At 63.8% G+C, this 25,255-nt stretch carries 22 protein-coding genes; 14 read left to right on the forward strand and 8 right to left on the reverse strand.

All coding sequences use genetic code 11. From position 1 onward, the window contains the following. Nucleotides 1-2: 2 nt before the first annotated feature. The gene (locus ACILSQ_RS30580; RefSeq protein ID WP_395747507.1) at nt 3-569 is read right to left on the reverse strand and encodes a DUF5362 family protein; all 567 of its coding nucleotides are present in this window, start codon (nt 567-569) and stop codon (nt 3-5) included. A 111-nt stretch (nt 570-680) separates the two neighbouring features. On the opposite strand from ACILSQ_RS30580, the gene ACILSQ_RS30585 reads away from it, so the two are divergent. The 13 genes from ACILSQ_RS30585 (at nt 681) to ACILSQ_RS30645 (ending at nt 14,817) form a co-directional block, all read left to right on the forward strand. Further along, nucleotides 681-1,448 carry an RDD family protein gene (locus tag ACILSQ_RS30585; protein WP_395747508.1) on the forward strand — a complete coding sequence of 256 codons (768 nt, stop codon included), beginning with the start codon at nt 681-683 and terminating at the stop codon, nt 1,446-1,448. Continuing rightward, nucleotides 1,445-2,416: a stage II sporulation protein M gene (locus ACILSQ_RS30590; protein ID WP_395747509.1), complete on the forward strand. Its 972-nt coding sequence runs from the start codon at nt 1,445-1,447 to the stop codon at nt 2,414-2,416. Before ACILSQ_RS30585 ends, ACILSQ_RS30590 begins: the two co-directional genes overlap by 4 nt. Beyond that, entirely contained in the window at nt 2,406-3,869 is a 1,464-nt protein-coding gene (locus ACILSQ_RS30595) for a DUF4129 domain-containing protein (RefSeq protein ID WP_395747510.1), read from the forward strand. Before ACILSQ_RS30590 ends, ACILSQ_RS30595 begins: the two co-directional genes overlap by 11 nt. Further along, complete coding sequence (locus tag ACILSQ_RS30600) at nt 3,866-5,140, forward strand: DUF4350 domain-containing protein (protein ID WP_395747511.1); 1,275 nt, start codon at nt 3,866-3,868, stop codon at nt 5,138-5,140. Before ACILSQ_RS30595 ends, ACILSQ_RS30600 begins: the two co-directional genes overlap by 4 nt. Nucleotides 5,141-5,164: 24 nt before the next feature. Then, nucleotides 5,165-6,208 (forward strand): AAA family ATPase, encoded by a 1,044-nt coding sequence (locus ACILSQ_RS30605; RefSeq protein WP_395747512.1) that lies wholly within the window; start codon nt 5,165-5,167, stop codon nt 6,206-6,208. A gap of 9 nt (nt 6,209-6,217) precedes the next feature. Further along, nucleotides 6,218-7,522 (forward strand): DUF58 domain-containing protein, encoded by a 1,305-nt coding sequence (locus ACILSQ_RS30610; RefSeq protein WP_395747513.1) that lies wholly within the window; start codon nt 6,218-6,220, stop codon nt 7,520-7,522. A gap of 119 nt (nt 7,523-7,641) precedes the next feature. Next, nucleotides 7,642-8,766, forward strand: coding sequence for a DegT/DnrJ/EryC1/StrS family aminotransferase (locus ACILSQ_RS30615; protein ID WP_395747514.1), 1,125 nt, complete (start codon nt 7,642-7,644; stop codon nt 8,764-8,766). Continuing rightward, entirely contained in the window at nt 8,759-9,535 is a 777-nt protein-coding gene (locus ACILSQ_RS30620) for a class I SAM-dependent methyltransferase (protein ID WP_395747515.1), read from the forward strand. The genes ACILSQ_RS30615 and ACILSQ_RS30620 overlap by 8 nt, the downstream gene beginning before the upstream one ends. Beyond that, the gene (locus ACILSQ_RS30625) at nt 9,522-10,481 is read left to right on the forward strand and encodes a glycosyltransferase family 2 protein (RefSeq protein ID WP_395747516.1); all 960 of its coding nucleotides are present in this window, start codon (nt 9,522-9,524) and stop codon (nt 10,479-10,481) included. The genes ACILSQ_RS30620 and ACILSQ_RS30625 overlap by 14 nt, the downstream gene beginning before the upstream one ends. Continuing rightward, a complete protein-coding gene (locus tag ACILSQ_RS30630) occupies nt 10,478-10,930 on the forward strand; it encodes a sugar 3,4-ketoisomerase (RefSeq protein WP_395747517.1) in 453 nt (150 codons plus the stop codon). Before ACILSQ_RS30625 ends, ACILSQ_RS30630 begins: the two co-directional genes overlap by 4 nt. A gap of 80 nt (nt 10,931-11,010) precedes the next feature. Then, nucleotides 11,011-12,036, forward strand: coding sequence for a sensor histidine kinase (locus ACILSQ_RS30635; RefSeq protein WP_395747518.1), 1,026 nt, complete (start codon nt 11,011-11,013; stop codon nt 12,034-12,036). Continuing rightward, complete coding sequence (locus ACILSQ_RS30640) at nt 12,023-12,700, forward strand: response regulator (protein WP_395747519.1); 678 nt, start codon at nt 12,023-12,025, stop codon at nt 12,698-12,700. The genes ACILSQ_RS30635 and ACILSQ_RS30640 overlap by 14 nt, the downstream gene beginning before the upstream one ends. A 119-nt stretch (nt 12,701-12,819) precedes the next feature. Then, nucleotides 12,820-14,817: a tetratricopeptide repeat protein gene (locus ACILSQ_RS30645; RefSeq protein ID WP_395747520.1), complete on the forward strand. Its 1,998-nt coding sequence runs from the start codon at nt 12,820-12,822 to the stop codon at nt 14,815-14,817. A 77-nt stretch (nt 14,818-14,894) separates the two neighbouring features. On the opposite strand, the gene ACILSQ_RS30650 is transcribed toward ACILSQ_RS30645, so the two are convergent. From ACILSQ_RS30650 to ACILSQ_RS30665, 4 genes are read right to left on the reverse strand one after another with little or no spacing between them, the layout of a single operon-like run. Continuing rightward, a complete protein-coding gene (locus ACILSQ_RS30650; RefSeq protein ID WP_395747521.1) occupies nt 14,895-15,920 on the reverse strand; it encodes a WD40 repeat domain-containing protein in 1,026 nt (341 codons plus the stop codon). Continuing rightward, nucleotides 15,917-17,173, reverse strand: coding sequence for a DUF1501 domain-containing protein (locus tag ACILSQ_RS30655; protein WP_395747522.1), 1,257 nt, complete (start codon nt 17,171-17,173; stop codon nt 15,917-15,919). The genes ACILSQ_RS30650 and ACILSQ_RS30655 overlap by 4 nt, the downstream gene beginning before the upstream one ends. A 12-nt stretch (nt 17,174-17,185) precedes the next feature. Continuing rightward, entirely contained in the window at nt 17,186-18,775 is a 1,590-nt protein-coding gene (locus ACILSQ_RS30660; RefSeq protein ID WP_395747523.1) for a DUF1549 domain-containing protein, read from the reverse strand. Between the two features lie 32 nt (nt 18,776-18,807). Further along, nucleotides 18,808-19,968, reverse strand: coding sequence for an alpha/beta hydrolase (locus ACILSQ_RS30665; RefSeq protein WP_395747524.1), 1,161 nt, complete (start codon nt 19,966-19,968; stop codon nt 18,808-18,810). Nucleotides 19,969-20,213: 245 nt separating this feature from the next. On the opposite strand from ACILSQ_RS30665, the gene ACILSQ_RS30670 reads away from it, so the two are divergent. Next, the gene (locus ACILSQ_RS30670; RefSeq protein ID WP_395747525.1) at nt 20,214-21,158 is read left to right on the forward strand and encodes a hypothetical protein; all 945 of its coding nucleotides are present in this window, start codon (nt 20,214-20,216) and stop codon (nt 21,156-21,158) included. Nucleotides 21,159-21,205: 47 nt separating this feature from the next. Here the strand turns inward: ACILSQ_RS30670 and ACILSQ_RS30675 are convergent, their stop codons facing one another. The 3 genes from ACILSQ_RS30675 to purL all read right to left on the reverse strand — a co-directional run bounded on the left by ACILSQ_RS30675 (nt 21,206) and on the right by purL (nt 25,254). Beyond that, entirely contained in the window at nt 21,206-21,793 is a 588-nt protein-coding gene (locus ACILSQ_RS30675) for a hypothetical protein (RefSeq protein ID WP_395747526.1), read from the reverse strand. 64 nt (nt 21,794-21,857) lie between these two features. Continuing rightward, nucleotides 21,858-22,772 carry a hypothetical protein gene (locus ACILSQ_RS30680; protein ID WP_395747527.1) on the reverse strand — a complete coding sequence of 305 codons (915 nt, stop codon included), beginning with the start codon at nt 22,770-22,772 and terminating at the stop codon, nt 21,858-21,860. 91 nt (nt 22,773-22,863) lie between these two features. Then, nucleotides 22,864-25,254 (reverse strand): phosphoribosylformylglycinamidine synthase subunit PurL, encoded by a 2,391-nt coding sequence (gene purL, locus ACILSQ_RS30685; RefSeq protein ID WP_395747528.1) that lies wholly within the window; start codon nt 25,252-25,254, stop codon nt 22,864-22,866. Between the last annotated feature and the right edge of the window lies 1 nt (nt 25,255).

The raw sequence follows: 25,255 nt of genomic DNA on the forward strand, positions 1-25,255 counted from the left end.
AATCAGCGTGGTACGCGCATGCCGGACTGCACGGCGGTGATGATCATGGCAAAAAAGGCCACAAACCCAATGATGACCAGGCAAATGCCGATGATGGTCATGATGCCGCTGAACTTCCAGAAGCGGCGCTGCTCCGCCAGCGCGGCATCGAGATCGACCGTGGCGTGGGAACCGATCAACTGCCCGATCCTGTTGGCGTAGTTCCACAGTTTCAGGGCCGGGTAGATCGTGAGGAGCGCAAACACGCCCAGATAGATCGCCTGGCCCAGCATGATCTGCGTCATGAATTTGGGATTGCTCGCGAACATTGGATTGTCTGCGATGCCAGGACTGTTGAGGAATTCGGGGCTGCTAAACACGCCGGAAGTCGCCATCAAGGCAGTGGAGGCGCTGAAAAATCCGAGCAGTCCAAATGCGATCCACATGATCACGGACATGAAGCGGATCCAGGGCTTGGTGCCGGCGAGCTGGGCGATGGTGCTGGCAGCAACGGTGTCCGCGCCGCCGCCCGTGGAGGCACCGTACAAATTGGCGGCGGGAGTCGAGTAGGGATTGGCGGGAGATTCCATGGCGTGGGGGGAGGGGTGGATGGGTGCGGCGGTCATCGCCAGCATTGATAAATCCTACGAAAATAATTCGTGAGTTGTCAAAGCTAAACGGAACCGCTTCATTGTGCGGCAATGGCAGCGGCGCGCGCGGACACTTTGCAATCAGTCGAACTCGCAGACGGTGTGGAGATTCAGCTCCGCGTGGCGGGCCCGGCGGTGCGCAGCATGGCCTTCGCGATCGATCTGCTCATCCGCGTCGGCATTTACTTTGCGGTGGGATTCGGCATGTCCCTGCTGCTGCCCGGGCTGATCGGTCCGGAGATGACCTCCGGACTGCTGCTGCTGTTCGTGTTTTTGATGGAGTGGTTTTACAATGTGTTTTTTGAAGCGGGCGCGAAGGGCGCGACGCCGGGGCAGCGCTCCATGAAACTGCGGGTGATGAGCGTGACGGGAGGGCCGGTGTCCCTGGCGCAGGCGGTGATGCGGAATTTTTTGCGCGTGGTGGACTTCATGCCGTTCTCCTACCTCTGCGGCATCACCTGCATGCTGTTTACCAGGCGGTTTCAGCGCCTGGGGGATCTGGTGGCCAACACCGTGGTGACCTACGCCGACGCTCCCCCGGTCTTCACCCACGAGGTGGAGGTGCGGGCCGAGCGGCGCGTGCCGGCGCAGACGCTGACGCGGGAGGAGCAGGCGGCGCTGCTGCAGTTTCTGGAGCGCGCGCCACTGTGGGCGGATGAGCGGCGGATCGAGCTTTCCACTTTGGCGCAGCCGCTGACGGAGGCGGCGGGCCAGGAAGGGCTGCGGCGCCTGTGCGGCATGGCGCTGTGGCTGCGGGACCCGGAAGACAAAGGCGGGCAGCCGCCGGCGCTGAAAGGAGCGCGGATATTCACCTCATGACACCGTCGCAGTTTGAAAAGCAGATCGAGCCGCGGTGGCAGAAGCTGGAGAAGCTGCTGGATGAAGCGGAGAAGCGGGCGCCCTCGAACGCGGTGGAGGATTTGCCGGCCACCTTCCGCCAGGTGTGCCATGATCTGAGCGTGGCGCAGCACCGCATGGCCCCGCAGCGGCTGACGCAGCGGCTCAATGCGCTGGCCATCCGCGGCTACCGCATGCTGGAGCGCCGCAGCGCCGGGGGCTGGGAGACGTTTGTGCGCCTGTTTCTGGTGGAGTTCCCGCAGGCGGTGCGGGCGGAGTGGAAGCTTTTCTGGTTGTGCACGGCGCTGTTTTATCTTCCGGCTTTCCTCATCGCCGCCATCACGCCTTCTCATCCGGAATGGGCCATGGCGCTGCTGGGGCCGGACGGCATGGGGCAGATGGAGAGCCAGTACGGGGAGGCCAGCAAGCCCTCCGACTATGTGCGGGAGAACTTTGGCTCCGGCTTCAGGGCGTTTTGCTTTTACATCCTGAACAATGTGAGCATCGACTTCAGAACCTTCGCCGGGGGCATTCTTGGAGGGGTGGGGTCGCTGCTGGTGCTGCTGTTCAATTCCTTCCACTTTGGCGCGGCGTTTGGGTATGTGCATTACTCCGGCAATCCGCTGACGCTGTACACCTGGGCCGTCGCGCATGGGGCGCCGGAGTTTACCGGCATCGTGATCTCCGCGATGGCGGGCATGCGCGTGGGCTGGTCGGTGCTGCGCCCTGGCAGGCTGGAGCGGCGCGCGGCGCTGGTGCTGGCCGGACGCAGGGCGATGCCCCTGCTGATCGGCGCGGCGGTGCTGACCAGCATCGCGGCGGTGCTGGAGGGGTTCTGGTCGCCGATGGATCTGCCGCCCACGATCAAGTTCGCCACCGGCGGGCTGTGCTGGGTGGCGGTGGCGGCGTTTCTGATGTTCAGCGGAAGGAGGCAGACGGATGCGGCTTGAGGACATCACCGTCACGCTGCGGCCGCGCCAGCCGTGGGAGGCCGCGGACCTGGGCTGCGCCGTGGTGCGGCGGGATTTTGGCGGCATCCTGGCGCTGTGGGCCTGCACGGTGGTGCCGCTGTGGGTGCTGGTGGCGGTGCTGCTGCGCGCCACGCCCGGGTGGATCCCGTGGATCGTCATCTGGCTGAAGCCTCTCTATGACCGTGTGCCGCTGTTTTTTCTGAGCCGTGCCGCCTTTGGTGTGAGGCCCACTTTTTTGGAGACGTGGAAGCAGTGGCCGCGGCTGTGGCTCAGCAACTGCCTGCCGGCGCTGTTCTGGCGGCGGCTCTCCTTCATCCGCAGCTTTGCCCTGCCTTCGCAGATGCTGGAGGGGCTGCGCGGCGGCGCGGTGAAGAGGCGCATCCGCACGCTGGCGATGGATGGCGGCGGCTCCGGCTCCTGGATGACCTTTGCCTTCGCCAATCTCGAACTGGCAGCCTGGTGCGGACTCGTGTGGGGCACCTACAGCCTGCTGCCGGAGTCCGCCCAGCCGGACTGGGCCGGATTTTTTCGCTCCTTTGATTTCGAGACCTCGATTCCGAATGGTTTCCTCTGGCATGTCGTGGTGTGCCAGATGATCGTGGTCACGCTGGTGGAGCCCTTTTATGTGGGCGCCGGTTTTGCGCTGTATCTGAACTGCCGCACGCGCATCGAAGGCTGGGATGTGGAGCTGGTGTTCCGGCGTCTGGCCGCGCGCCTGACCTCCGCCGCGGCGGCGCTGGCCGCCGCGCTGCTCATCATGTCCGGGGCCGCGTCTCCGGTGCAGGCTGCGGAGAGAGACCCAGCGAAAGTGGTGCGTGAGCTGCTCAATGAACCTGAGTTTGAGATTTACAAGGCTCCCAGCCGGGAATGGGTGTGGGATGAGCCCAAAGAAAAGGAGAAAAAGCCGGATGACGGCTCCCGGAAGGGGTCAGACACGGGCACGGACCTGTTCACCCTCTTTGGATTGCTGCTGCGCTGGGTGCTGGTGGGCGGGCTGGCAGCGTGGCTGGGCGTCTATCTGTGGAAGAACCGCCATCTCTTCATCTCGCGCGGTGTCAGCAGGGCGCCGGTGCGCGCGCCGAAGGTTCTGATGGGCATGAACATCACGCCGGAGAGCCTGCCGGACGACATCGTGAGCGCCGCGCGCGCCGCGTGGGCGGCGGGAGATCTCAAAGAGGCGCTCAGCCTGCTGTACCGCGGGTCCTTGTCCTGGCTGGTGAACCGCCGGCGGGTGCCGATCGCGGACAGTGACACGGAGGAGGACTGCCTGACGCAGGTGCTGCAGGCGGGAGAGAAAGCGGAGGCCGATTACTTCCGCCAGCTCACCGGGGCCTGGGTGCAGGCGGCGTATGCGCTGATGCCGGTGTCGAATGATGAAATGGGCGCGCTGTGCGACCGCTGGCCCTTTGTGGAGAAAGGAGGCGCGGCATGACGCGGCACCTGCTTCGCGGATTGATGGCGCTGGCTGCTGCGCTGACCCTGTGCGGCTGCGGCGACAGCGGCCACTGGGAGAACGTGGAAAAAACCACCGGCTACAAAGGCAAGGCGCGGGTGAACCCTTTTCTCGCGGCGGAGCGCCTGCTCAAGGAGCTGGGGCACCAAACCCGTGTCTCGAAGGCGCTGACGAAAATGCCGGCGTATGACGGGGTGATTTTCACCTCCGGGGAAGGCGGGCTGCCTGAAGGGCGGGCGAAACAACTGCTGCGCTGGGTCTTCAGCGGCGGACATCTCATCTACTGCCTGGACGGCACCCGGCCCTACAACGACTTTGAGACGCCGTTTGGCTCCTACATCTCCGCCCTGTTTCTGGAAGAAGAGAAAGACCCGGTGCTGCAGCAGCTCGGCATCGGGCTGCAGAAACGGCTGGGGGATGAGGAGGCTTTCGAAAAACTGGAAGGGTTCCATGGCGAGGAAGCGGATGCGAAGTCCGGAGCCGGCCCGAAAGACGCGAAAGAAAAGAAAAGGATCAAAGGAAACGAGGAGTGGCTGGAGTCCGAGGAGGAGGTGAACTGGAATGGCAGGACCTACCAGCTCAGCCTCGGCGGCTTCCAGCGCATGGTGCTGAAGCGCAAGCTGCGGCCGGGGGAATTTTCCGCGGGCTCCAAAAACGACTCCCTGGCGCTGCATCTGCAGCATGGCATGGGCAGAGTCACGCTGCTGGCGCATGCGCGGCCTTTCCGCAATCACTGGATCGGCGAGATGGACCATGCGGACTGGCTGGCGGCGCTCGTGGGTGAGTACGGCTCCAGGGAGGTGCTGTTTGTCTCCACCGCCACGGGCAGTTTCATGGGGCTGCTCTGGCAGCATGGCTGGATGGCGGTCGTCACGCTGGCGGTCTGCCTGCTGTTCTGGCTGTGGCAGCAGATGCCGCGCTTCGGGCCGCTGGCGGAGGTGGAGCTGGACTCCACGCGGCATTTTGCCAGCCACATTGGCGCGCTGGGGGAGTTTTTCTGGCGCATGCGGCGCGGCCCGCTGCTGGTGAATGCGGCGCGCGATGCCGTGTGGGAGCGCGTGCGGGAGCGGCTCCGCCCGCTGGATGACGGCAGCCGGCAGATGAGCGACCACCTCGCAGAGGAGATCGCCCGCCGCAGCGGCCTGCCGGCCAAAAGAGTCGCCGCCGCGCTGGATGTGGCGCCACCGGACAGCGCGCACAACTTCGTCCTTCTCATGCGCGATCTCCAGGCCATCCGGCGCGCCCTTTAAATCTCCTTTTCCATCCTCATCTCCATGAACCCGATCCTTCCCGAACCAGACGTTTCCAGCCTCTACACGCCGCCGCCTCCGCCGCAGCCCGACAGCGGTTTCGCGCCGCCGACGGTGCCGCGGAGCACGGAGATCTTCCGCCAGATCCGCGCCGCGGTGAGCCAGGTGTTTGTGGGTCAGGAGGAGGTGCTGTACCAGGTGCTGGCCGCTTTGCTGGCTGGCGGGCACGTGCTGCTGGAAGGCAAGCCTGGGCTGGGCAAGACGCACCTCGTGCTGGCGCTGTCCCACACCTTTGGCGGCAGCTTCCGCCGCATTCAGTTCACGCCGGACCTCATGCCCTCGGACGTGTGCGGCCACACCTTGTTTGACATGAGCAGCAGCACCTTCCGCGTGCGCCGCGGCCCGGTGTTTGCCAATCTGCTGCTGGCGGATGAAATCAACCGCGCGCCGGCCAAGACGCAGTCCGCGCTGCTGGAAGTCATGCAGGAAACGCAGGTGACGATCGACGGCGAAACCCACGCGCTGGCGCCGCCCTTCATGACCTTTGCCACGCAAAACCCCATCGAGCAGGAGGGCACCTATCCACTGCCAGAAGCGCAGCTCGACCGCTTCCTGCTCAAGGTGCTCATCGACTATCCGGATGTGGCCAACGAGACGTGGGTGGTGAAGGCGGTGTCCTCGCGTGCCGCAGGGGGCGGGCTTTCCACGGAGGCGGTGCCGCAGGTGTGCACGCCGCAGGACATCCTGGCCGCGCAGGAGGAGGCCGCCGCCGTGCAGGCGGTGGAGCAGGTGGTGGACTATGCGGTGAAAATCGTCCGCGCCACGCGCCAGCACAGCGCCATCTCCCTCGGAGCCGGAACGCGCGGGGCCATCAGCCTGGTGCGCGTGGCCAAATCCTACGCGCTGCTGGAGGGGCGCAGCTACATCACCCCGGCGGATGTGAAGCGCGCCGTGCTGCCGGTGCTGCGGCACCGCGTGCAGCTCGCGCCGGAAATCGCCATCAGCGGGCAGAGCGTGGATGACATGCTCAACTCGCTGATCAAGACCATCGAGGCACCCCGCGTCTGATTTTTTTTCATGCGCCCCACCGCTCTGCTGCTCCGACTGCTCATCGCCTGGTTCATCCTGGCGGTGGCGGCCTGTCTGTGGGACAGCTTCATCGTGGTGTGGCAGTCTGCGGGCGGCCTGCTGCTGCTGGTGCTGGGGGTGGATGCGCTCACCCTTCCGCGCCGCGGGCGCATCACCGCCCAGCGCTCGCTGCCGGGGCGCTTTGCGCTGGGCGTGGAGTCCTCCGTGACGCTGACGGTGACGCACACGGCCCGGCGCAGGCTGACGCTGGAGGTGTTTGACGGCATCCCGACGGCGGCGGAGGCCGAGGGGCTGCCGCACCGCGTCAGCATTCCCGCGGGCGAATATGCCGCGATCTCATATCAGGCGCGCTTTGTGCGCCGCGGGCAGCATGTGTTCACGGCTGCGCATGTGCTGGTCCACTCGGCCTTCGGGCTGTGGAGGCGGCTGCATTTCGTGGCGGGAGAGAGCCAGACGCGCGCCTATCCCAACTATGAGCCGGTGGTGCGGTTTGCGCTGCTGGCCATGGCGAACCGCGTGGAGCAGATGGGCATCGTCAAACGCCGCCGCATGGGCGCTTCGCTGGATTTTCATCAATTGCGGGACTACCAGGACGGCGATGTGCTCTCCCGCATCGACTGGAAGGCCACCTCCCGGCGCTCATCCCTTGTGAGCCGTGACTTTGAGGAGACGCGCAACCAGACCATCCTGCTGGTGCCGGACTGCGGCCGGCGCATGCGGGCGCTGGACGGCGGGCTCAGCCAGTTTGACCACTGCCTCAACGCCATGCTGCTCATCTCCTTCATCGCCCTGCGGCAGGGGGATGAGGTGGGCGTGGCGGGGTTTGGCGGCGTGCAGCGCTGGCTGCCGCCGGTGAAGGGGGCGCACAGCATGCCGAAGCTGCTCAACCACCTCTACAACTACGAGGCCAGCAGCGAGCCCAGCGACTTCATCGAGGCGGCGGAACGCGTGATGACGCTGCAGCGCCGGCGCGCGCTGGTGATCCTGCTGACGAATCTGCGCAGCGAAGACGGCAGCACCCTGGCCTCGGCCGTGGCCGCCATGCAGCGTCGGCATCTGGTGCTCACCGCGACCTTGCGTGAGCAGGAGCTGGAGCAGCGCGCGGCGGCGCCGATCGACCACCTGCACGATGCGCTGCAATACGGTGCGCTGACGCATTACTTTGGCGAACGCCGGCAGCTGCTGGAGTCGCTGCGCGCGCGCCGGGTGCTGACAGTGGATGAGTCCGCGCAGATGCTGCCGGTGGCGCTGGCGAACAAATACCTGGATGTGAAGGCGGGCGGTCTGCTCTGAGGCAGAGAGGGGCCCAAAGCTCTCATCCGCAGGCGCTAAGCCGGGCATTTAACCCTTGTGGCGGTTTTTGCCACGCGTAGCGTTATTTGCGACAAATTTGTCGTGCCGGAGAATGCCGCATGTTGAGCGCCTCTCCATCCTGGTCGTTGCTGTACCCGCAGGCGGATCAGCGCGCACACAGCGCGGAGCTGGCCGACGCCATGCAGCGTGTCTGCGACAGCGGCAGCTACATTCTGGGCGTGGAAGTGGCGGCGTTTGAGAGGGAGTATGCCGCATTTCTTGGCGCGGCGGAGGTCGTGGGCGTAGCGAGCGGGACGGACGCAATCGAGCTGATGCTGCGGGCGCTGGAGATCGGGGCTGGCAGCAGGGTGGTGGTGCCTGCCTTTGCGCCCTCCGCCGTGGCGGCGGGGGTGACGCGCAGCGGCGCGGAGCCGGTGTTTGCTGACATTGAGCGCGACACGTTTACTCTCTGCCCTGCGTCATTGGATGCCCTGCTGCGCTCCCCGCGTGGTTACGGGGTGAAGGCGGCGGTGGTCGTGCATCTGTATGGGCATCCGGCGGACTGGGCCGGCCTGCAGCGGGTGGCGGATGAGCATGGCATCGTGCTGCTGGAGGACTGCGCGCAGGCGCACGGCGCGCGGTGGCATGGGCGGATGGTGGGAACGCTGGGGCGGGCGGTGGCGTTCAGCTTCTACCCCACGAAAAATCTGGCGGCTCTGGGAGACGCGGGCGCGGTGGCCACCAATGATGCGGTGCTGGCGGAGCGGCTGCGGATGATCCGGCAGTACGGCTGGCGGCAGCGGCATGTGAGCGAATGCGCCGGCGTGAACAGCCGGATGGACGAGCTGCAGGCGGCGGTGCTGCGGGTGAAGCTGGGCGCGCTGCGCGCAAACATTGAGCAACGGAGAAAGCTGGCGGCGCAGTATGACGCGCGGCTGGGAGGGAGCAGGGTGGTGACGGCGCCGCGGGTGCGGAAAGGCTGCGAGCATGCCTATCATCAGTATGTGGTCCGCGCCGAACGGCGGGACGCGCTGATGAAGCACCTGCAGCAGGAGCAGATTCCGGCGGCGGTGCACTACCCGCTGCCTCTGCACCGGCAGCCGGCGTTTGGCGGCAGCCAGGATTCGCTGCTGGAGTCAGAGCGCGCCGCGGAGATGGTGATCTCACTGCCGCTGCACCCCTACATGTCTGAAGACGCGGTGGAGACGGTGTGTGAAGCGATGGAAAGGTTTGGCCATGCGTGAGGCGGAGTACGATCTGATGCGCGCGGTGGAGGACCGCCACTGGTGGCATGCGGTGCTGCGCAGCCTGGTGCAGCACGCGCTGGAGGGCAGGCTGCCGCCGCACGGGCGGCTGCTGGACGCGGGATGCGGGACCGGCGGGATGCTGGAGTTTTTGCGGGGGATGAAGAGGGAGCTGGAAGTGGCGGGCATCGACGCCGCGGAGCAGGCGGTGCGGCACTGCCACCAGCGCGGGCTGCACGCGGTGCAGATGGGCTCGGTGGAGGCGCTGCCGTTTGCGGATGCCGCCTTTGACGCGGTGCTCAGCCTGGATGTGCTCTACCATGCGGGCGTCAGTGAAGAGCGGGCGCTGGCGCAGATGGCGCGGGTGCTGCGGCCGGACGGCCTGCTGGTGCTGAACCTGCCCGCCTTTGCCGGACTGCGGGGCGCCCATGATGCGGCGGTATGCGGAGCGCGGCGCTATGCCGTGGGGGAGGTGCGCGCGCTGCTGGACCGCTCCGGCTTTGTGCCGGAGACCATTCACTACTGGAACGCGTGGCTGTTTCTGCCGCTGCTGGTGTGGCGGCGTCTGAGCCGGCTGAAGACCAGCCGGAGCGCGGCGGCGTCTGACCTGGAGCTGACTCCTGCCTGGATGAACCGGCTGCTGGCGGACATCGGCCGTGTGGATGCGGGGATGTGCCGGCAGTTCCGCCCGCCCTTTGGTTCGTCAGTCTTTGCCGTGGCGCGGAAAGTGGGACATCAAGGGGAAGGGAGGCCGTATGACCGCTACTGACGCCGCTCCTGAGCTGAGCTTTGTGGTGCCCCTGTACAACACCGGGGAAGGACTGCGCCCGCTGCTGGATGCCTTCCGCGCGCTTTCCCTGCCGGAAAAGTGGGAGCTGGTGCTGGTGGATGACGGCAGCACGGACGGTACCTTTGCAAAGGCGGCGCAGATGATGGCGGACTTTCCCATGCCGGTGACGCTGGTGGAGCTGGCGCGGAATTTCGGCGAGCATGCGGCTGTGCTGGAGGGCTACCGCCGTGCGCGGGGCGAATGGGTGGTGAACCTGGACGACGACCTGCAAAATCCCCCCGGCGAGGCGGTGCGGCTGCTGCGGCACCTGCGTGAATCCGGGGCGGAGGTGGTGTACTCGCGCTACCTGGAAAAGCAGCACCCGTGGGCGCGCAACGTGGCGAGCTGGCTGGCGAACCGCTGCGCGGGTTTCCTGCTGGGAAAACCACGGGGACTTTACCTCTCCAGCTTCCGGGCGCTGCGGCGATCCCTGATCGACCGCATCGTGCTCTATCGCGGGCCCTATCCCTACATTGACGGCCTGATCCTGGGCGCCACCAACCGCATCGCCACGCTGGAGGTGGACCATGTGGAGCGCCGCGGGGGGCAGAGCGGGTACACGCCGCGCAAGCTGGTACGCCTGGCGATGAACCTGCTGTTTGACTTCAGCATCATGCCGCTGCGCCTGGCCAGCGTGCTGGGCTGCCTGCTCTGCGGGCTGGGAGTCGTGGTGCTGGCGGAGGTGGTGCTGGAAACCGTCCTCGTGGGGCAGCGGCAGCTCGGCTGGGGATCGCTGATGGGAGCGCTGGCGGTCTTCAGCGGCGCGCAACTGCTGATGCTGGGGCTCATCGGCGAATATGTCGGGCGTGCTTTCATGACGGTCTCCGGCAAGCCGCAGTCCCTGGTGCGCACCCTGATGACCCATGAACAACCTCTTTCCGCATGATCCACGAAACCACCATCGAAGACTGCACCGTGCAGGGCGTGCGCCTGTTTGAGATGCGCCATGTGGTGGACCGCGTGCGCGGGGACCTGACGGCGCTGGAGTTCACGCGGGACCTGCCCTTTGTGCCGCAGCGCATCTTCATGACCTACGGCATCCCCTCTGAATGCACGCGGGGGGAGCATGCGCACCGCCAGTGCGCGCAGTTTCTGGTCTGCGTGCACGGGCAGTGCCACCTCGGCGTGGACGACGGGAAAAACCGCGAGGAGTTCTGCCTGAACCGCCCGACGCACGGCGTGCTGGTCCCGCCCATGGTCTGGGCGCGGGAGCACCTGCATTCCGCGGATTCCGTGCTGCTGGTGCTGGCCTCCCACCCCTACGAGGCGGGGGATTACATTCGTGATTACAGTGAGTTTCTGGGTATAGTGAAAGGATGGAAGAAGACGTCATGACTCCCGCCACTCTCAGTGACCCATTCCCGCCGGAGACGCAGAATGCGTGGCAGGTACTCTGGGCAAGACTCACAAACGCCATGCGCGCCCAGCCGGCGCTGATGACAGCGCTGGTGACTTTGCTCATGACCTTGGCCATCGGCTGGATGGACCACATCACGGGTTTTGAAGTGACGTTTTTTGTCTTTTACGGCGTGCCCATTTTCCTGGCGGTGTGGTGGGCGGGCTCGCGGACGGGGCTGACCATCGCGGTGATATCCGGCCTGGTCTGGTGGCTGGCGAACATGAGCACCACGCCCTATGAGACCCAGCTCGGCTATGCCTGGGCGCTGGCAAACCGGACGGTGTACCTCTGCGTGATGGTGTTTGCCGTGGCCGCGCTGCGCAACAAGCAGGAGGCGGATGCGGCGCGCATCCAGATGCTGGAGGAGCGCAGGCAGCTCGAGAAGGACATTGTGAGCGTCAGCGAACATGAGCAGCAGCGCATCGGCCAGGATCTGCACGACGGCATCTGCCAGCAGCTCGCGGCCATCGGCTGCGCCGTGCGCGTTCTTTCCGAGGACCTGCAGGCGCAGGGGTTGCAGTCCGCGCATGACGCCAGCCTGATCGAAGGCTCCATCCAGCAGGTGGTCATGGAGGCGCGCGACCTGGCGCGCGGCATCTTTCCCGTCCATGTGGACCGCAGCGGCCTGGCGGCGGCGCTGGAGGACCTGGGAAAGATGATGAGCCGCCTCACGGGCATCTCCATCGTGGTGAGCGACTGCGTGGACGTGCCGCTGGACGCGCCGGAGGTCTCGATGCACCTCTACCGCATCGTCCAGGAGGCCGTGGCCAATGCGGTGAAGCACAGCGGAGCGACCAAGATCACCATCGCGATGAAACTCGCGGACGACATGCTGGAGCTGCGTGTGGAGGACAATGGCAGGGGAATGCCGCCCACCACGCGCCTGAGGGCCGACGGCATGGGCCTGCGCACGATGAACTACCGCGCGCAGGCACTGCAGGCCAGCCTTTCGATCGAACCACGGCCCCAGGGCGGAACCCAGGTGAACTGCCGGGTGCCTCTGGAACAGCTTACCCCCCCCAACGACCATGAAGAAAAATGAAATGAAAACTGCAAACGGCTACAAGGTGCTCCTGGTGGAGGACCATCCCATGTTCCGCGAACACCTGGGCCAGCTCATTGACCGCGACCTCGGCATGTCCATCTGCGGAGAGGCCGACAACATCCGTGACGCCATGCGGCTGATCCTGGAGACCAAGCCCGACATTGCGATCGTGGACATCACGCTGCACGGCTCCAGCGGGCTGGAGCTGCTGAAGGACATCAAGGCGCAGGGGCTGGACCTCAATGTGCTGGTGCTCTCCATGCACGACGAGGAGCTGTATGCGGAGCGGGCGCTGCGCGCGGGCGCGAAGGGCTACATCACGAAAAACGAAGCCTCCGCCGAAGTCATCGAGGCCATCCGCTGCGTGATGAAAGGGGACGTGTACGCCAGCCGGCAGATGACGGCCAAGCTGCTGGAGCGCATGACGCAAAAGCGCGGCAACAGCGAGCTGGCGGGAATGGAAACGCTGGCGGACCGGGAGCTGGAGGTGTTTCAGATGCTGGGCCGCGGCAAGAGCACGCGGGAGATCGCGCAGACGCTCAACCTGGGGGAATCGACGGTGGAAACCTACCGCGCCCGAATCAAGGAGAAGCTGCAGCTTCGCAGCGCCGCGGAATTGTATCTGCGCGCCGGACAGTGGGTGAGGGATCACGGAGCTTGAAGTTGGTAATTGCTTTAGGCTGTGTAGGGTGAGACACCACAGGGGGTGTCACTTGCTGAAAAGGAGCGTTTCAAGGCAAAGTACGGTTTCAAAAAAAGAAACCCAGCACCCCCGGCACTATGTCCAAACGCAGCCACAACAAACGCTCCAAGGGCAGACACGCGACAAGGCCTGCCAAGAACGATTCCCTACCCGCCCGGGAATCATCCGTACCTGAGGCGGTGGAGCAGGCAGCCGAGCAGGCCGCCACTCCCCCGTCGTCTCCTTCGTCCCCGTGGTGGGTGCATGCGCTCGCGGCGCTCGTGCTGGCCGGGCTCTGCGCCAGCCTGTATGTGTGGACGGCGGATTTCCCGATGGCGTTTGATGACCACACGTATCTCAAGGACAACCCGTTTTTCCGCACAGACACCACTCTGGACTACCTCAAGGATTTCAAGGAGTTCGCGACCCGCCCGCTCAAAATGGGCTCCGACCCTGACTACGCGGTCAATGCCATCCTGCGTCCGGTCGCCTATGCGAGTTTTCGCATGAACTACCAGATGGATGGGTTTCAACCGCACGGGTACCGGCTGGTGAACATCGTTATTCATGCGCTGAATTCGATCCTGATCTATGCGCTAGTGACTGTGCTGCTGAGGCGGCCGGCGAACGGGCTGCCTCTGCAGCGGGGCTCGGTGCTGTTCATTTCGGGCGCGGCGGCGCTGCTGTTTGCGGCGCATCCGCTGGCCACGGAGTCGGTGACATACATTGTCCAGAGGTTCACTTCGCTGGTGGTGCTGTTTGCGCTGCTGAGCCTGTGCCTGTACTTTGCGGCCTTGTCCGTGAAGGCGCGCTGGGCCAGGCGGCTGCTGCTGGGCGGGGCCGTGGTGGCGGTGCTGCTGGCCATGCAGACGAAGGAGGATGCCTTCATGGTGCCGCTGCTCGCCCTGCTGCTGGACTGGCTAGTGGTGGGCACGCGGCTGCGGCCCGCCCTCCTCCGCGCGCTGCCGCTGCTGCTGTGCATGCCGCTCATTCCGGTGCTCGTGTTTATGACCGCCGCGGCGCAGGCGGGGGGGCTGGACCTCCATGCCGCGATGAACATTGTGAACTCGCGGGACGCACCCCTGAACCACTGGCACTACCTGGTGACTGAGCTGACGGTGATGACGCACTACCTGCGGCAGATGTTCTGGCCCAAGGGAATGAACCTGGACCCCGAATGGCCCATCTATGGCTCCCTCTTTGAGGGGCCTGTGCTGCTGGCGGCGGCGGTACTGGGCGGGATGCTGGTGTCGGCGTGGGCGCTGTTCCGCCGCTACCGTGGGGATGTGCGTTTCGTTCTGGGCTTCGTCGGGGTGCTCTGGTTTTTTCTCACGGTGTTTGTCTCCTCAGGGCTGGTGCCGCTGCCGGACCTGGTGGCGGAGCACCGCTCCTACCTGCCCTCCATCGGCATCTTTATGCTGTTCGCATGCCTTCTGGACTGGCTGCGAGTCAGCCTGCGTGCCGGTGCGCTGCGCGGTGCCGTGCGCATAGGCGTGCCGGTGCTCGCCCTGCTGTGTGTCGCTGCGCTGTCCTGGAAGACCTGCATCCGCAACAATGTCTGGCGCACACGCGAAAGCCTCTGGGAGGACACGGTGGCCAAGAGTCCGGGCAAATACCGCACCTGGGGCAATCTGGGCGCGGCCTATTCCGACGCGGGCAAGAACGAGAAGGCGGTGGAGTGCTTCCGCGAGGCGCTCAAAGTGGAGCCCCGCTTCCAGAACGGCCTGCTCAACCTGTCCAACTCCCTGCTCAAGCTCAACCGGCCCAAGGAGGCGCTGGACACCACCCTCCAGCTCATCAACCTCGACAAAACCGCCACCACCAAGCCGCCGGTGGCCTTCACGCTGGGGCTCAGCCTCGCGGGAGTGGGCAGGTATGATGAAGCCGTGGCCGTCTTCCGCGACATCCTGCAGGCCGTGCCTGATGACCCGCAGACGCACAAGGCGCTGGGCCTCGTCTATTACCACACCGGCCTGCCGCAACGCGCTCTGGACCACTACGAGCACGCGGCGCGCGTGCAGCCGGAGGACCCCCAGCTCGAGAGGTTCATCGAAGCGGCCAAAGTATCGCTGGCTCAAAAAGGCCGGAGGTATTGAGGTGGTCCCCCCTGCGCGTGGCCCTGTCAATTCTTGGGTTCGTCAGCGAAGCCTTTGACGCGGCAGCGACGCCGGCCTCAGACCTCGAACAGATGCAGCGGTGAGCTGTTCGTCTTGTACTCACCGTTCTTGCCGAGGCTGCGGCCGTTGCCATTGCTGTCGCGGTTGGTGGAGGTGACGATGAAATGCTTGCCGTCGGGGTGCAGCGCCAGGGAGTGGCAGTTCGGCATCTTCGTGTTCACGTGGAAGGGCTCCTTGTCCGCCGGGTTCGTCAGGAACAGCATGCCGCTGCCGGGCGTGCCCGCGGTCACCGCCATGAGACAGCCCTGGGGATGCTGCACCAGATCGTGAATGAAGCCCTCTTTGTTCGCGCCATGGGTGAAGGTCCTGGTCAGCGTGCCGCCGGCGAAGTCGAAATGCAGGATGGTGGGGACGCTCTGCGGCGTGGCGCCGTTTTGCGGTGTGGTGCCGGCGGCCAGCAGAGTTTTGCCACCATCGATGAACAGCAGCACGCGCAGGCCGCCGAGATCCTGGATGCGGTCCAGCTTGTAGAGCGCGGAGGCGTCCAGCGTGCGCTGGGCCTTTTTGAGATCACGGTCCATCACCACCAGCCGCCCGCGCATGTCGCCAAAGACGAGATGCTGGCCATCGGGTGAAAAGGCGAGCGCATACACGTCTTCGCCGGCAGCGTGCTCGGCCAGCTTTTTGCCTGTGGCAGCATCCCACAGGCGCACGAACTGATCTTTGCCGCAGGTGGCGATCCGGCCGCCATCGGGCGAGACGGTGACCTGACGCAGCCAGCCGTCGTGCGCGGCATCGTGCTGCCAGAGCGTCTTTTCTCCCTCGCAGCAGCGCAACTGCCCCCAGGAGTCCGCGCAGTACAGATATGGCAGCTTTGGATGAAACGCGATGGCAGTACTGTAACCATGAAAGCCCTCGAGCGAGGGCAGGGGAGCCAGGGTCATGCCATCCAACTGCCAGCGTCGCACCACGGGCTCGTAGCCTGCCGTGACGAGCACGCTGCCGTCGTGACTGAACCGCGCGGCCGAGATTTGATGCTCGCTTTTGATTTCAGCGATCTGTTTGGGTTCGCGATTCATCATGCCAGCGCCTCCTTGATCGGAATCATTTCATCATGCGCGATGGGCAGCGGCTGCCCGGCGTTGTCGAACTCCGTTCTCAGCGGGTCGATGCCCAGGGCGCGATACCAGGTGTGAAACATGGAGCCGATGTCATAGGGCTGCGATTTCACCCACGTGCCCTTGTCATTCGTCTCTCCGACGACAGTGCCGTGGCGCACGCCGTGGCCAGCCATGGCGATGCTCCAGGCCTCCGGCCAGTGGTCGCGGCCCACATGGCCGTTGATGCGCGGCGTGCGGCCAAATTCGCTGAGGCAGATGACGAGCGTGGTTTTGAGCAGGCCGCTGGCTTCCAGGTCTTCCAGCATGGCGCTGAAGGCCTGGTCAAACTTGGGCACCATGGTGGCGTGCGCGTTGAAGTTGTCCCCATGCGTGTCCCAGCCGTAGCTCGTCACTTTGACGAAGCGCACGCCGGCCTCCAGCATCTGCCGCGCCACGAGCATGTGCTGGCCAAAATCATTCCGCCCGTAGCGTTCGCGGTCCCGCTCCGGCAGCCGCGAGGTGTCAAAGATGTCCGCGCGGGCCATGAGCTTTTCCGCCATGTCAAACACGGACGCATTGGCCTCCACCACGCGCTTCTCGCGTCTGGAGGCGAAGCGCTGGTCCAGCATTGTCCGCAGTTCGTTGCGCGCGCTGTCCCGCTCCGCGCTGACATCAGGATGGCGCAGCAGATTTTCCGGCGGCTTGCCATCGCCGAAAGCCAGCGAGCCGTACTTCGGGCCGAGGAACCCGGCGTCCTCCGCACGGAAGCCACCGCTGCCGGGTTTGATCCAAACATAGGGCGGCAGGCCGCTCGCGCCAGGTCCCAGGAGCTTGGCCACGCCCGCGCCGAAATGCGGATAGGGCACCCCGCGATTTTTAGGATCTCCGCGCTGGATGCGGTCCACGCCGGAGGAGTGCGCGTTGTCCTTCGTGCACATGCTGCGCACCACGCAGAGCTTGTGCATCTGCTTCGCCAGCTTTGGCATCAGCTCGCAAAAGTGCACGCCGGGAACGCTGGTCTGGATGCTGCGGAAGGGGCCGCCGAATTCGGTGTTCGGTTTCGGGTCCCAGGATTCAAGCTGCGACATGCCGCCATCCATCCACACAAACAGCACCTGCTTGTCCTTCTGCCGCATGGCCTCGGCCAGCACCGGCGATGCGAGCAGGCTCAGACCGCCGCCGAGAAAAGCGCGGCGGGAGAGCCGGTGGTCGCCTGGGGTGCAGAGAGGATTCATGGAAAGCGCAGGTCAGTGGTTCACGAAGAACTCGGTGGAGCTCAGCAGCGCCCAGGCGAAATCGCTCAGGGCCTGGGCTTTGTCCGACGAATGAGCGGCCAGCCACGACTTCAGCCGCGCCTTCTCCTCGGCGTCCGGCAGGCGGGTGAGCGTGCTGAGATAGAGGTCTTCGGCGGGATCGGGCTGGGTGGCGAGGCGGGCGATGAGATTGCCCGGACGCGGTTTCAGCGCCCAGGTCACAGGATCGCTGTTGCGGAAGAAGAGCGCGCTGCGCAGCGAGGGGTTGGCGGCGAGCTCGGGTTCCTTAGCAGGGTTGGCCAGCGCGGCGGCGAAGGCTTTCTGGAAATCGGTGAGGCTGTACTTCGCGGCATCCACCTTCACATCGGGTTTCTTATCTTTTTCCAGGCGCTCACGCTCGCCGGTGGCCGTGAGGAAGGCGCGGAGCTGCTGCTCGGCGGTGAGGTGACGCTGGTGCGAGGCGGCGTCGGTGCTGCTGCGCTGATAGGTTTTCGTATGGGCGATTTCACGAATCAGCCAGCGCAGATCGAACTGATGGGCGGTGAGTTCTCGGGTCAGGAGGTCGAGGAGCGCGGGATTCGTCGGCGGATTGTCGGTGTGGTGCAGGTCCAGGGGCTCGACGATGCCTTTGCCAATGAGCAGGAACCAGACGCGGTTGGCGATGTTCCGCGCAAACAAAGGGTTTTCAGGCGCGGGCAGGCGCTCGGCGATCTCATGCAGCGGGCTGAATTTCGGCTGGCCGACCTCCTTGGTTTTGCGGTCGGGTTTCACCAGCCAGGCATCCGCCGCCGTGGAAACGGGAATCATCACCTCCTGTCCGAACGGCACCCGTGGCGCGGTCTGTGCCTTCTTACTCGTGAGCACGGAGGCAAACTCGTATTTGCCGGTGAGCACGCCTTCGCTGACCCACGGTGTCTTGTGCTTCTCATCGGCGGTTTGCAGCTTGAGATTTTGATACACGGCAAAGAGGCCGTTGAAGTCGATCTGCTTGTAGTCATCCACGCTGAGATGGCGGTGGCACTGGCAGCACTGGAGATCGATGCCCATGAACATGCGGCCCACATCGCGGGTGAGGCCGGGATAGTCAGTGTCCTGCTGCCCCACTTTTTCCAGGCGGCGGGTGATGAAGTACCCAGCGCCGCGCTGCTTCTCATCCAGGAAATCCGGCGCCAGCATCTCCCGCACCATGGCATTCCAGGGTTTGTTGGATCGAAAAGCGTCTGCCAGCCAGGCCTTCCAAGCGGCATTGTCTCCGCGGCGCTCCATGAGCATCACATCAAAGGCCTCCGCCATGCGCTCCGCAAAGCGCGGTGCGGCGATGAGCTTGTCGATCAACCTGGAGCGCTTGTCCGTCGCGTTGTCGGCAAGGAACGCCCGCGCCTCGTCAGCCGTCGGAATGCCACCTTCGAAATCCAGCCACACGCGGCGGAGAAACTCCGCATCATCGGCGGGAGTCATCTTTTGTCCTTCGGACTTCGCAAGCACCAGGGAGTCGATGCTTTGCGACAGGGACGGGTCCACCGCAGCCGACGGGACGGTCAGCAAAACCAGGCTGGCTGCGCATGAAACCCAGGTCCGATGCATGCAATCAAGTACGAAGGAGAGCCAGCCTTGTTTCAACGTGGGGCGGCGGCTGCCGGGAACGATTGAAGCCAGTTGGTCACCGCTTTCAGCACCTCGGAACGCTGCCGAAAAAACAGGAAGTGATCTTCACCGTCAAAGCACCGGGAGGTGACCTCCAGCCCTCCTGTCCTCAGCTTTTCCGCATAGCCGGACACATAATCCCACGGTACGCGGTCGTCGCTGCCACCCGACAGGACCAGAATCCGGCGCGGTTGCAGCCGGGTGGCGAGATCGCCTGGCTTGATGCGATTGTGAAAAACCGCGGAGAGAAAAATCAGCGAGCGGAACCTGGGGCCGGCGGCTGATTCGGCCAGGCAAAGACCTTTGCCACCATTCGAAAGGCCCATCAGATGAATGTGATCAGGCGCGATGGCCGCGTGTTTTCCAGCATCGTCGATGGCCCGTGTAATGACCTCATAAGCGCCGCGCTTCTCCCAGTTGCCCATCCCAAACGTGGGGGCGATGACGGTGATGCCCAGATCATCCGCGATCTTGGAGAGCAGCCAGACATAGGCTTTGAAGTTTCCGCCGCTGCCGTGCAGAAAGACGAGCGCCGGAGCAGGTTTGGTGCGGTCCACCTTCGTTGGGATGTAGTGGAAGTAATGGCCGTCACGGAACTGCCCGAAGCTCATTTCATGGTAGATCATCGGCAGCGCGGAGCCTGCCGCGGTGAAGTCCGCATCCGCCCGGATCTCATGATAAATGCCGTCCGTCATCGCCGAAAGGTCGCGCCGCTGCTTTTGATTGAAGAACGGATCGAAAGCGGAAGCCACGGCATAGCCCAGATGAATCTGGTCAATCTCCGGCAGCAGCCCGCCCAGGGAAAAGCGGTAGTAGTGCCAGCCGCCATCGGCATAGCGTGAGTGAATCCGCGCCGTCTCCGGCGTGTGGCCGTCAGGCGTGTGCCAGACCACAAGCGCAATACCCGCGCAGGCCAGGGCGGGCAGAACTTTTCCCAGCCGCATCTGCAGCACCGAGCCCCGCTCGTCGCCGATCCAGTAGAGCAGCGGTGCGATGCCAAGCAGGCCCATGGACGCGCTGAGCACCACGCCCGCCCAGGTCACCACGCAGCACAGGCCGAAAAGGCTCAGCGGCAGCAGCACCAGCGCTAAGACGAGCGCGATGCTTTTCAAAAGAACCTGCGGAGAGAGCATGCCACCATGCAATCACGAGTGGATCAGGGAACGCAATGAAGAACGTGCCCCCATGATCATTTCTTCGAAATGGAGTCGATGATCTTGTCCCACACTTTGGCGGCTTGTGCTGCTGAGAAATCGGCTGGAGGGCTTTAGAATCCGGGCCGGTGCTGGTGAATTTCCATTGAGCAGGACGAGGATTTTGTGAATGATCAGGTCCGCTGGTATGTCTCACCAGAGCCGAGAGCCCTTATTGAAGTGCCATGTCATTCCATCTCCACGCCATTGTCTTTGCCGGTCTTTTGTTTGGAGGACTCGTCCAAACATCGCCCGCCGCTGATGCCGCTCCGTTGAACCAGGAGGTCGTCCAGGGATTGTCCTTGGAGGCTCTTTCCAAAATTCTGGCCTCAACGGATTTGCGCCGTTTGCCTCTGCGTCTGGTGCTGGATGAGAAAGTTTCGTCAGGGGATCAGGAAGCTCCCGAGATCAGGCATCACGTGCTCATGTTTGATCCCGGGTCCAAACGCCTGCGCTACGACAGACTGGACTATGGCCCTTCCGGCAGCGCTCCTTTTGTGTGCAGTTCATTTACCGACGGGGTTCACTCAGGCCGCTGGGAGAGCGGACTGAAGCCGGAGGACGTCCCGCGGATTCTGAAGGGAGATTCCGCACTGGTCGAGCGCCGCGGCATGTTCTATACCGGTCCGAATGTGTGTTACTCTGCGGACATCCTTTTCAGAGTGATGGGGCTGACGATGCTTGGCAAGCCTCTCGCTGCCTGGGTCGGGGACCTGGGTGACACCACGGCGATAACCCCGGATGGCGCGGGGGACGGTTTGGTCTTGGAGACCTCGTCCAAGAAGATCATTCTGGATGCCCATGGCGTGCTGAGGCAGTTCCTGTTTTATTCCCAGCCCAAGGAAGATAAGGTCACGATTCTGGAAAGCATCCTCGTCACTGAAACCGGCCTTGTCGGCGCCATTCCCGTTCCCACGAAAATGCACCGCCGCGTCAGCTTCAAAGGGATGGCGGAGGAGTCGGACTTTGAACTGAGAGTGGCGGACTGCAGGGTGATAACCACCCAGGAACTGGCAGAAGCCACCAATCCATGGATCTCCACGGGCTCCGTCGTGATTGGCGGCAAAAACGGACTCACGCTGGGCAAGCCAATGCGCGCCTTCGGTCCGGTGCCGGCAGCCGCGCGGTAGCATTGGGCAGCGCTGGCACCGGCAGGGAGCCCTCCCGTTCCGCCTGCCTATTTCTTCGAAATGGACTCGACGATCTTGTCCCACACTTTGGCCGCCTGCGCTGCTGAGAAATCCGCCGGAGGACTGTAGGAAAGGTAGATGCAGTTGCTCTCGATGTTCGTGGCAATGTAGGCCGAGTAAACCGGGCGGCGGCTGCCGTCCTCCAGCTTGAAGTTGACGATGGAGGCAAACACCGCAAAGCCGCCGGCATCGCGCCTTTTCTGAACGGCGAGCTGATGCCCCGCAGCGGCCAGTTGGGCCTTGAGGTCGTCTTCGTGGGAGAACTTTTTCTGCTCTGCCAGCCAGCCCACGTCTAGAGAGATCTTGCCCCAGACGTAACCGGTTTTCGGGAGATCACCGCTTTCAGCCACCGGTTTGATTTCCTTGGGCAGCATCCAGTACGTGTAGCCTTCATCCACTTCGAGACCCTTGGCATGGACGTAGTCCTTGGGGACGTCCAGCTTCAGAGGCAGCGGCTGCAACTGGCCCGCGAAAAAGTCGTCGATGCTGACGGTCTTCATTTCAACCTCCGCCGCATGAAGCGACGCGGCCGCCAGCATGGCGAGGATGGTGGCTGCGCGGAGGAATGAGATCATGAGGTGCATAAAGGGAAAAGAAAAGTCGGCGGTTTTCGGCGGCGGTGACGTGCCCGGGGCGAGGTCACAGATCGTCATCGCATACGTTATGAAACGGGTCGTCGTGCGGTTCGATGCCGTTCTGCACCCACTCGCGCGCCTGACGGGCGGCGTCTCCGAGCTTGGAATGAAAGCGGAGGTAGAGATCGGGGAGTTCGCCAATAAGCGCGTCGATCACGGTGGGCATGCCATCAGACAGGCGGCGAATGTTTCCCTTGTGGAGATCGCTGAGCAGCCAATAACGGTTGCCGGCATAGAAAACCCATATCTCGTTGCCGCCGTAAGAACCTTTGGGCGAGACAGCCTTCATTTGTCTGGTGGCTTCTTTGCGATCAGCGTCGAGATCTTCGAAGGCTTTGCAACGCGGCTGCTTGGCGATGAGATATTTTCCGTCCTCCGACAATCCGGCAATCTCGGTGGGGCATGCACCTGCCTCATGAAGGACGCAAAGTTTTTCGAGGATGTGATCCAGATCAGCGGGCAGTTGCGAGACATCTGGCTGTTCTGTATTTCCGGTCATCTCCAGCTTCAGTCCAATGGAATACCGCTCTTCGGCGTCCATTTTCACATCGAAGAGCTTGTAAACGGAATTGCTCTCCCGATCCACCCATGCAGAGGCCTCCCTGCCAATGCCTATGTTTCCTAGCAGACGGGAGCTCATGCACTCGGCGTCATCCTCAACGAAGCCGAGACCGTCCAGACTGATCAACGGCACTTCGAGATATCCGGCTCGGCGCTTAAGGGAGGCAAGCCAGCCATCGCGCGAAATCTGTTCGCCGGGTGGATAGTCTCTAAGCGCTTCCTTGATTCGACTCGTGCGGAGTCGATTGAGCTTAGCACAAGCTTCCCAGTGGCTTCGCCCTGGTGTTCCATGACAAATGAAAGTTGGACGGCCGGTCCGGTAATCGAACTCTGGTTGGATGGCATTGGAGTCATTCACAGATGAAGGTTGAAAGCCGCACTGCTATTTAATGAATATACGAAAAGTTCCCCAATTTAGGGAAGTGCGAAATTCGTGCCAAAATGGCAGATCAATAGTACTTCACCAGCCCGTCGCGCCACAGCGGCTTGAGCTGATCCACCGGTGAATCGATCAACGTTGTGCCATTGTGGGAGATGTAAAGGTAAGGCTCGCGGGTGGAGTCGCCGATGATCGTGAGGCCGGCGGCTTCCGCAGCGCTGACATGCTCGGGCGCGATCTCCACGAGGAGGCGGCCGGGTGTTTCGCCAAAGAGGAGCTCCGCCGTGGTCAGACCCGCGGAGGCCAGAGGCATCTTGTCGGTGGAGACACGGATGCCCGCCTTGCCGCTGAAAGACATTTCCGCCAGGGCGACGGCGAGGCCGCCTTCGCCGATGTCATGCGCGCTGAGGACGGCGCCCTGCTTCACCAGATCGTAGTAGCGGCGGTAGGCAGCGAGGCTTTCGTTTTCGCAGAAGTCAGGGGCGGCGTCCATGCCGATGCCCTTGGTGTACTTGGCGACGATGCTGCCGCGCAGGCCGGTGCTGGCCTTGCCGAGGATGGCGATCTTGCTGCCGATGCGGCGCAGGGAGGCACCGACGACGTGCTTCGCATCTTCCACGATGCCGAAACCACTGAGCAGCAGGGTGACGGGGATGGACACCGGACCTTCGTCCGTGACGAAGTAGTTGTAGAAGCTGTCCTTGCCGGAGACAAACGGGGCGGCGTAGGTGGTGGCGGCCTTGGCCATGCCCTTGGTGCACTCCACGAGGGCACCGAGCTCGCGCTCGTTGTCGGGGTTGCCCATGCAGAAGTTATCCAGGATGGCGATGCGGTCGGGGTTGGAACCCATGGCGACGAGCTGGCGCACGCACTCATCGACCACGGCGCGGCCCATGAGGTGCGGGTCGGTCTTGCCCCACTCGGGGAGAAGAGCGCAGGCGAGGGAGACGAGCTGATTGCTGCCATCCACGCGGATGACGCTGCCGTCCTGCGGCGCATCGCCCGAGGCACCGGCGAGGGGCTTCAGCACCGTGTTACCCTGCACTTCGTGGTCGTACTCGCGAATGATCGGCTCGCGGGAGACGATGGAGAAATCGGCGAGGAGGGTCTTCAGGGTCTGCGTCCAGGATTCCGGACGCACGGGCACGGCGGGCTTCACCGCGGGCGGGGTGCGCCACTTGGCCTTCATCTCGCGGCGCGGGGCCTCATGCAGCGCGGCGACGTGGAGATCGCACACGATGGTGCCATGGTGGGAGACTTTCAGGCGCTGGGAGCCGTCGGCTTTGGCCAGCACGCAGAGCTCCGTCTGGTAAATGGCGGCGAGTTCGTGCATGGCGGCCAGGTCTTTTTCCTCGATGGCAATGACCATGCGCTCCTGGGATTCGCTGATGAAGACCTGCCAGCTTTCGAGGTCGGGGGCCTTGAGCGGGGCGTTTTCCAGCCAGACTTCGCCGCCGGTCTCGCGCAGCATTTCACCAGCCGCAGAGCTGAAGCCGCCCGCGCCGCAGTCAGTCACAAACTGGATCAGTCCCTTCTCACGCGCGGCCAGCACGAAATCGGCGGCCTTCTTTTCTTCGATGGGATTGCCGATCTGCACCGCCGTCTGGTCTTCCTCGTGGGAATCCGTGGTAAGCTCTGCGGAGGAGAAGGTAGCTCCCTTGAGGCCGTCCTTGCCCGTGCGGCCGCCCGCAGCGATGAGCAGGTGGCCGGGCTTCACTTCCTTCGCGATGTCCTTGATGGGGATGATGCCCGCCGTGCCGCAGAACACGAGGGGATTGTAAATGAAGGTGTCGTCAAACTGGATGGCACCATTGACGGTGGGGATGCCCATGCGGTTGCCATAATCGCGTACGCCGCGCACCACGCCGCGCATGACGCCGAGGGGATGGATGACGTCCTTGGCTTTGATCTGGTCCTGCTCGATGTCGGGCGGGCCGAAGCAGAAGACGTCGATGGAGGCGACGGGCTTGGCGCCTTTGCCTGCGCCGAGGATGTCGCGAATGACACCGCCGAGGCCGGTGTTTGCGCCTGCATAAGGCTCGATGGCGCTGGGGTGATTGTGGGTTTCGACCTTGAGGCACACGGCCTTGTCGGCGTCCAGGCGGACGAAGCCGGCGTTGTCTTCAAAGGCGCTGAGCACGAAGTCGGGTTTGTTCTTGCAGATCTCCTCCGTCACGTTGCGGATGTAGGTCTTGAAGAGGCCGTCCACGGTCTCCTCCTTGCCGTCCAGCACGTGGGTGATCTTCGCGCCAAAGATGCGGTGCTTGCAGTGCTCGCTCCAAGTCTGGGCGATGACTTCCATCTCGACATCCGTCGGCTCACGACCTTCGTCCTGGTAGATCTTCTGCACGGCCAGCATGTCGGCACGTGAGAGGGAGAGCTTCATGCGCTTGGAGAGGTCAAGAAGCTGGTCGGCGTTGAGTTCGCGGAGGGGGATGTGACGAAAAACGGCTTTGGACATG

It is taken from the genome of Prosthecobacter sp. (assembly GCF_044227185.1).
Classification (GTDB): Bacteria; Verrucomicrobiota; Verrucomicrobiia; order Verrucomicrobiales; family Verrucomicrobiaceae; genus Prosthecobacter.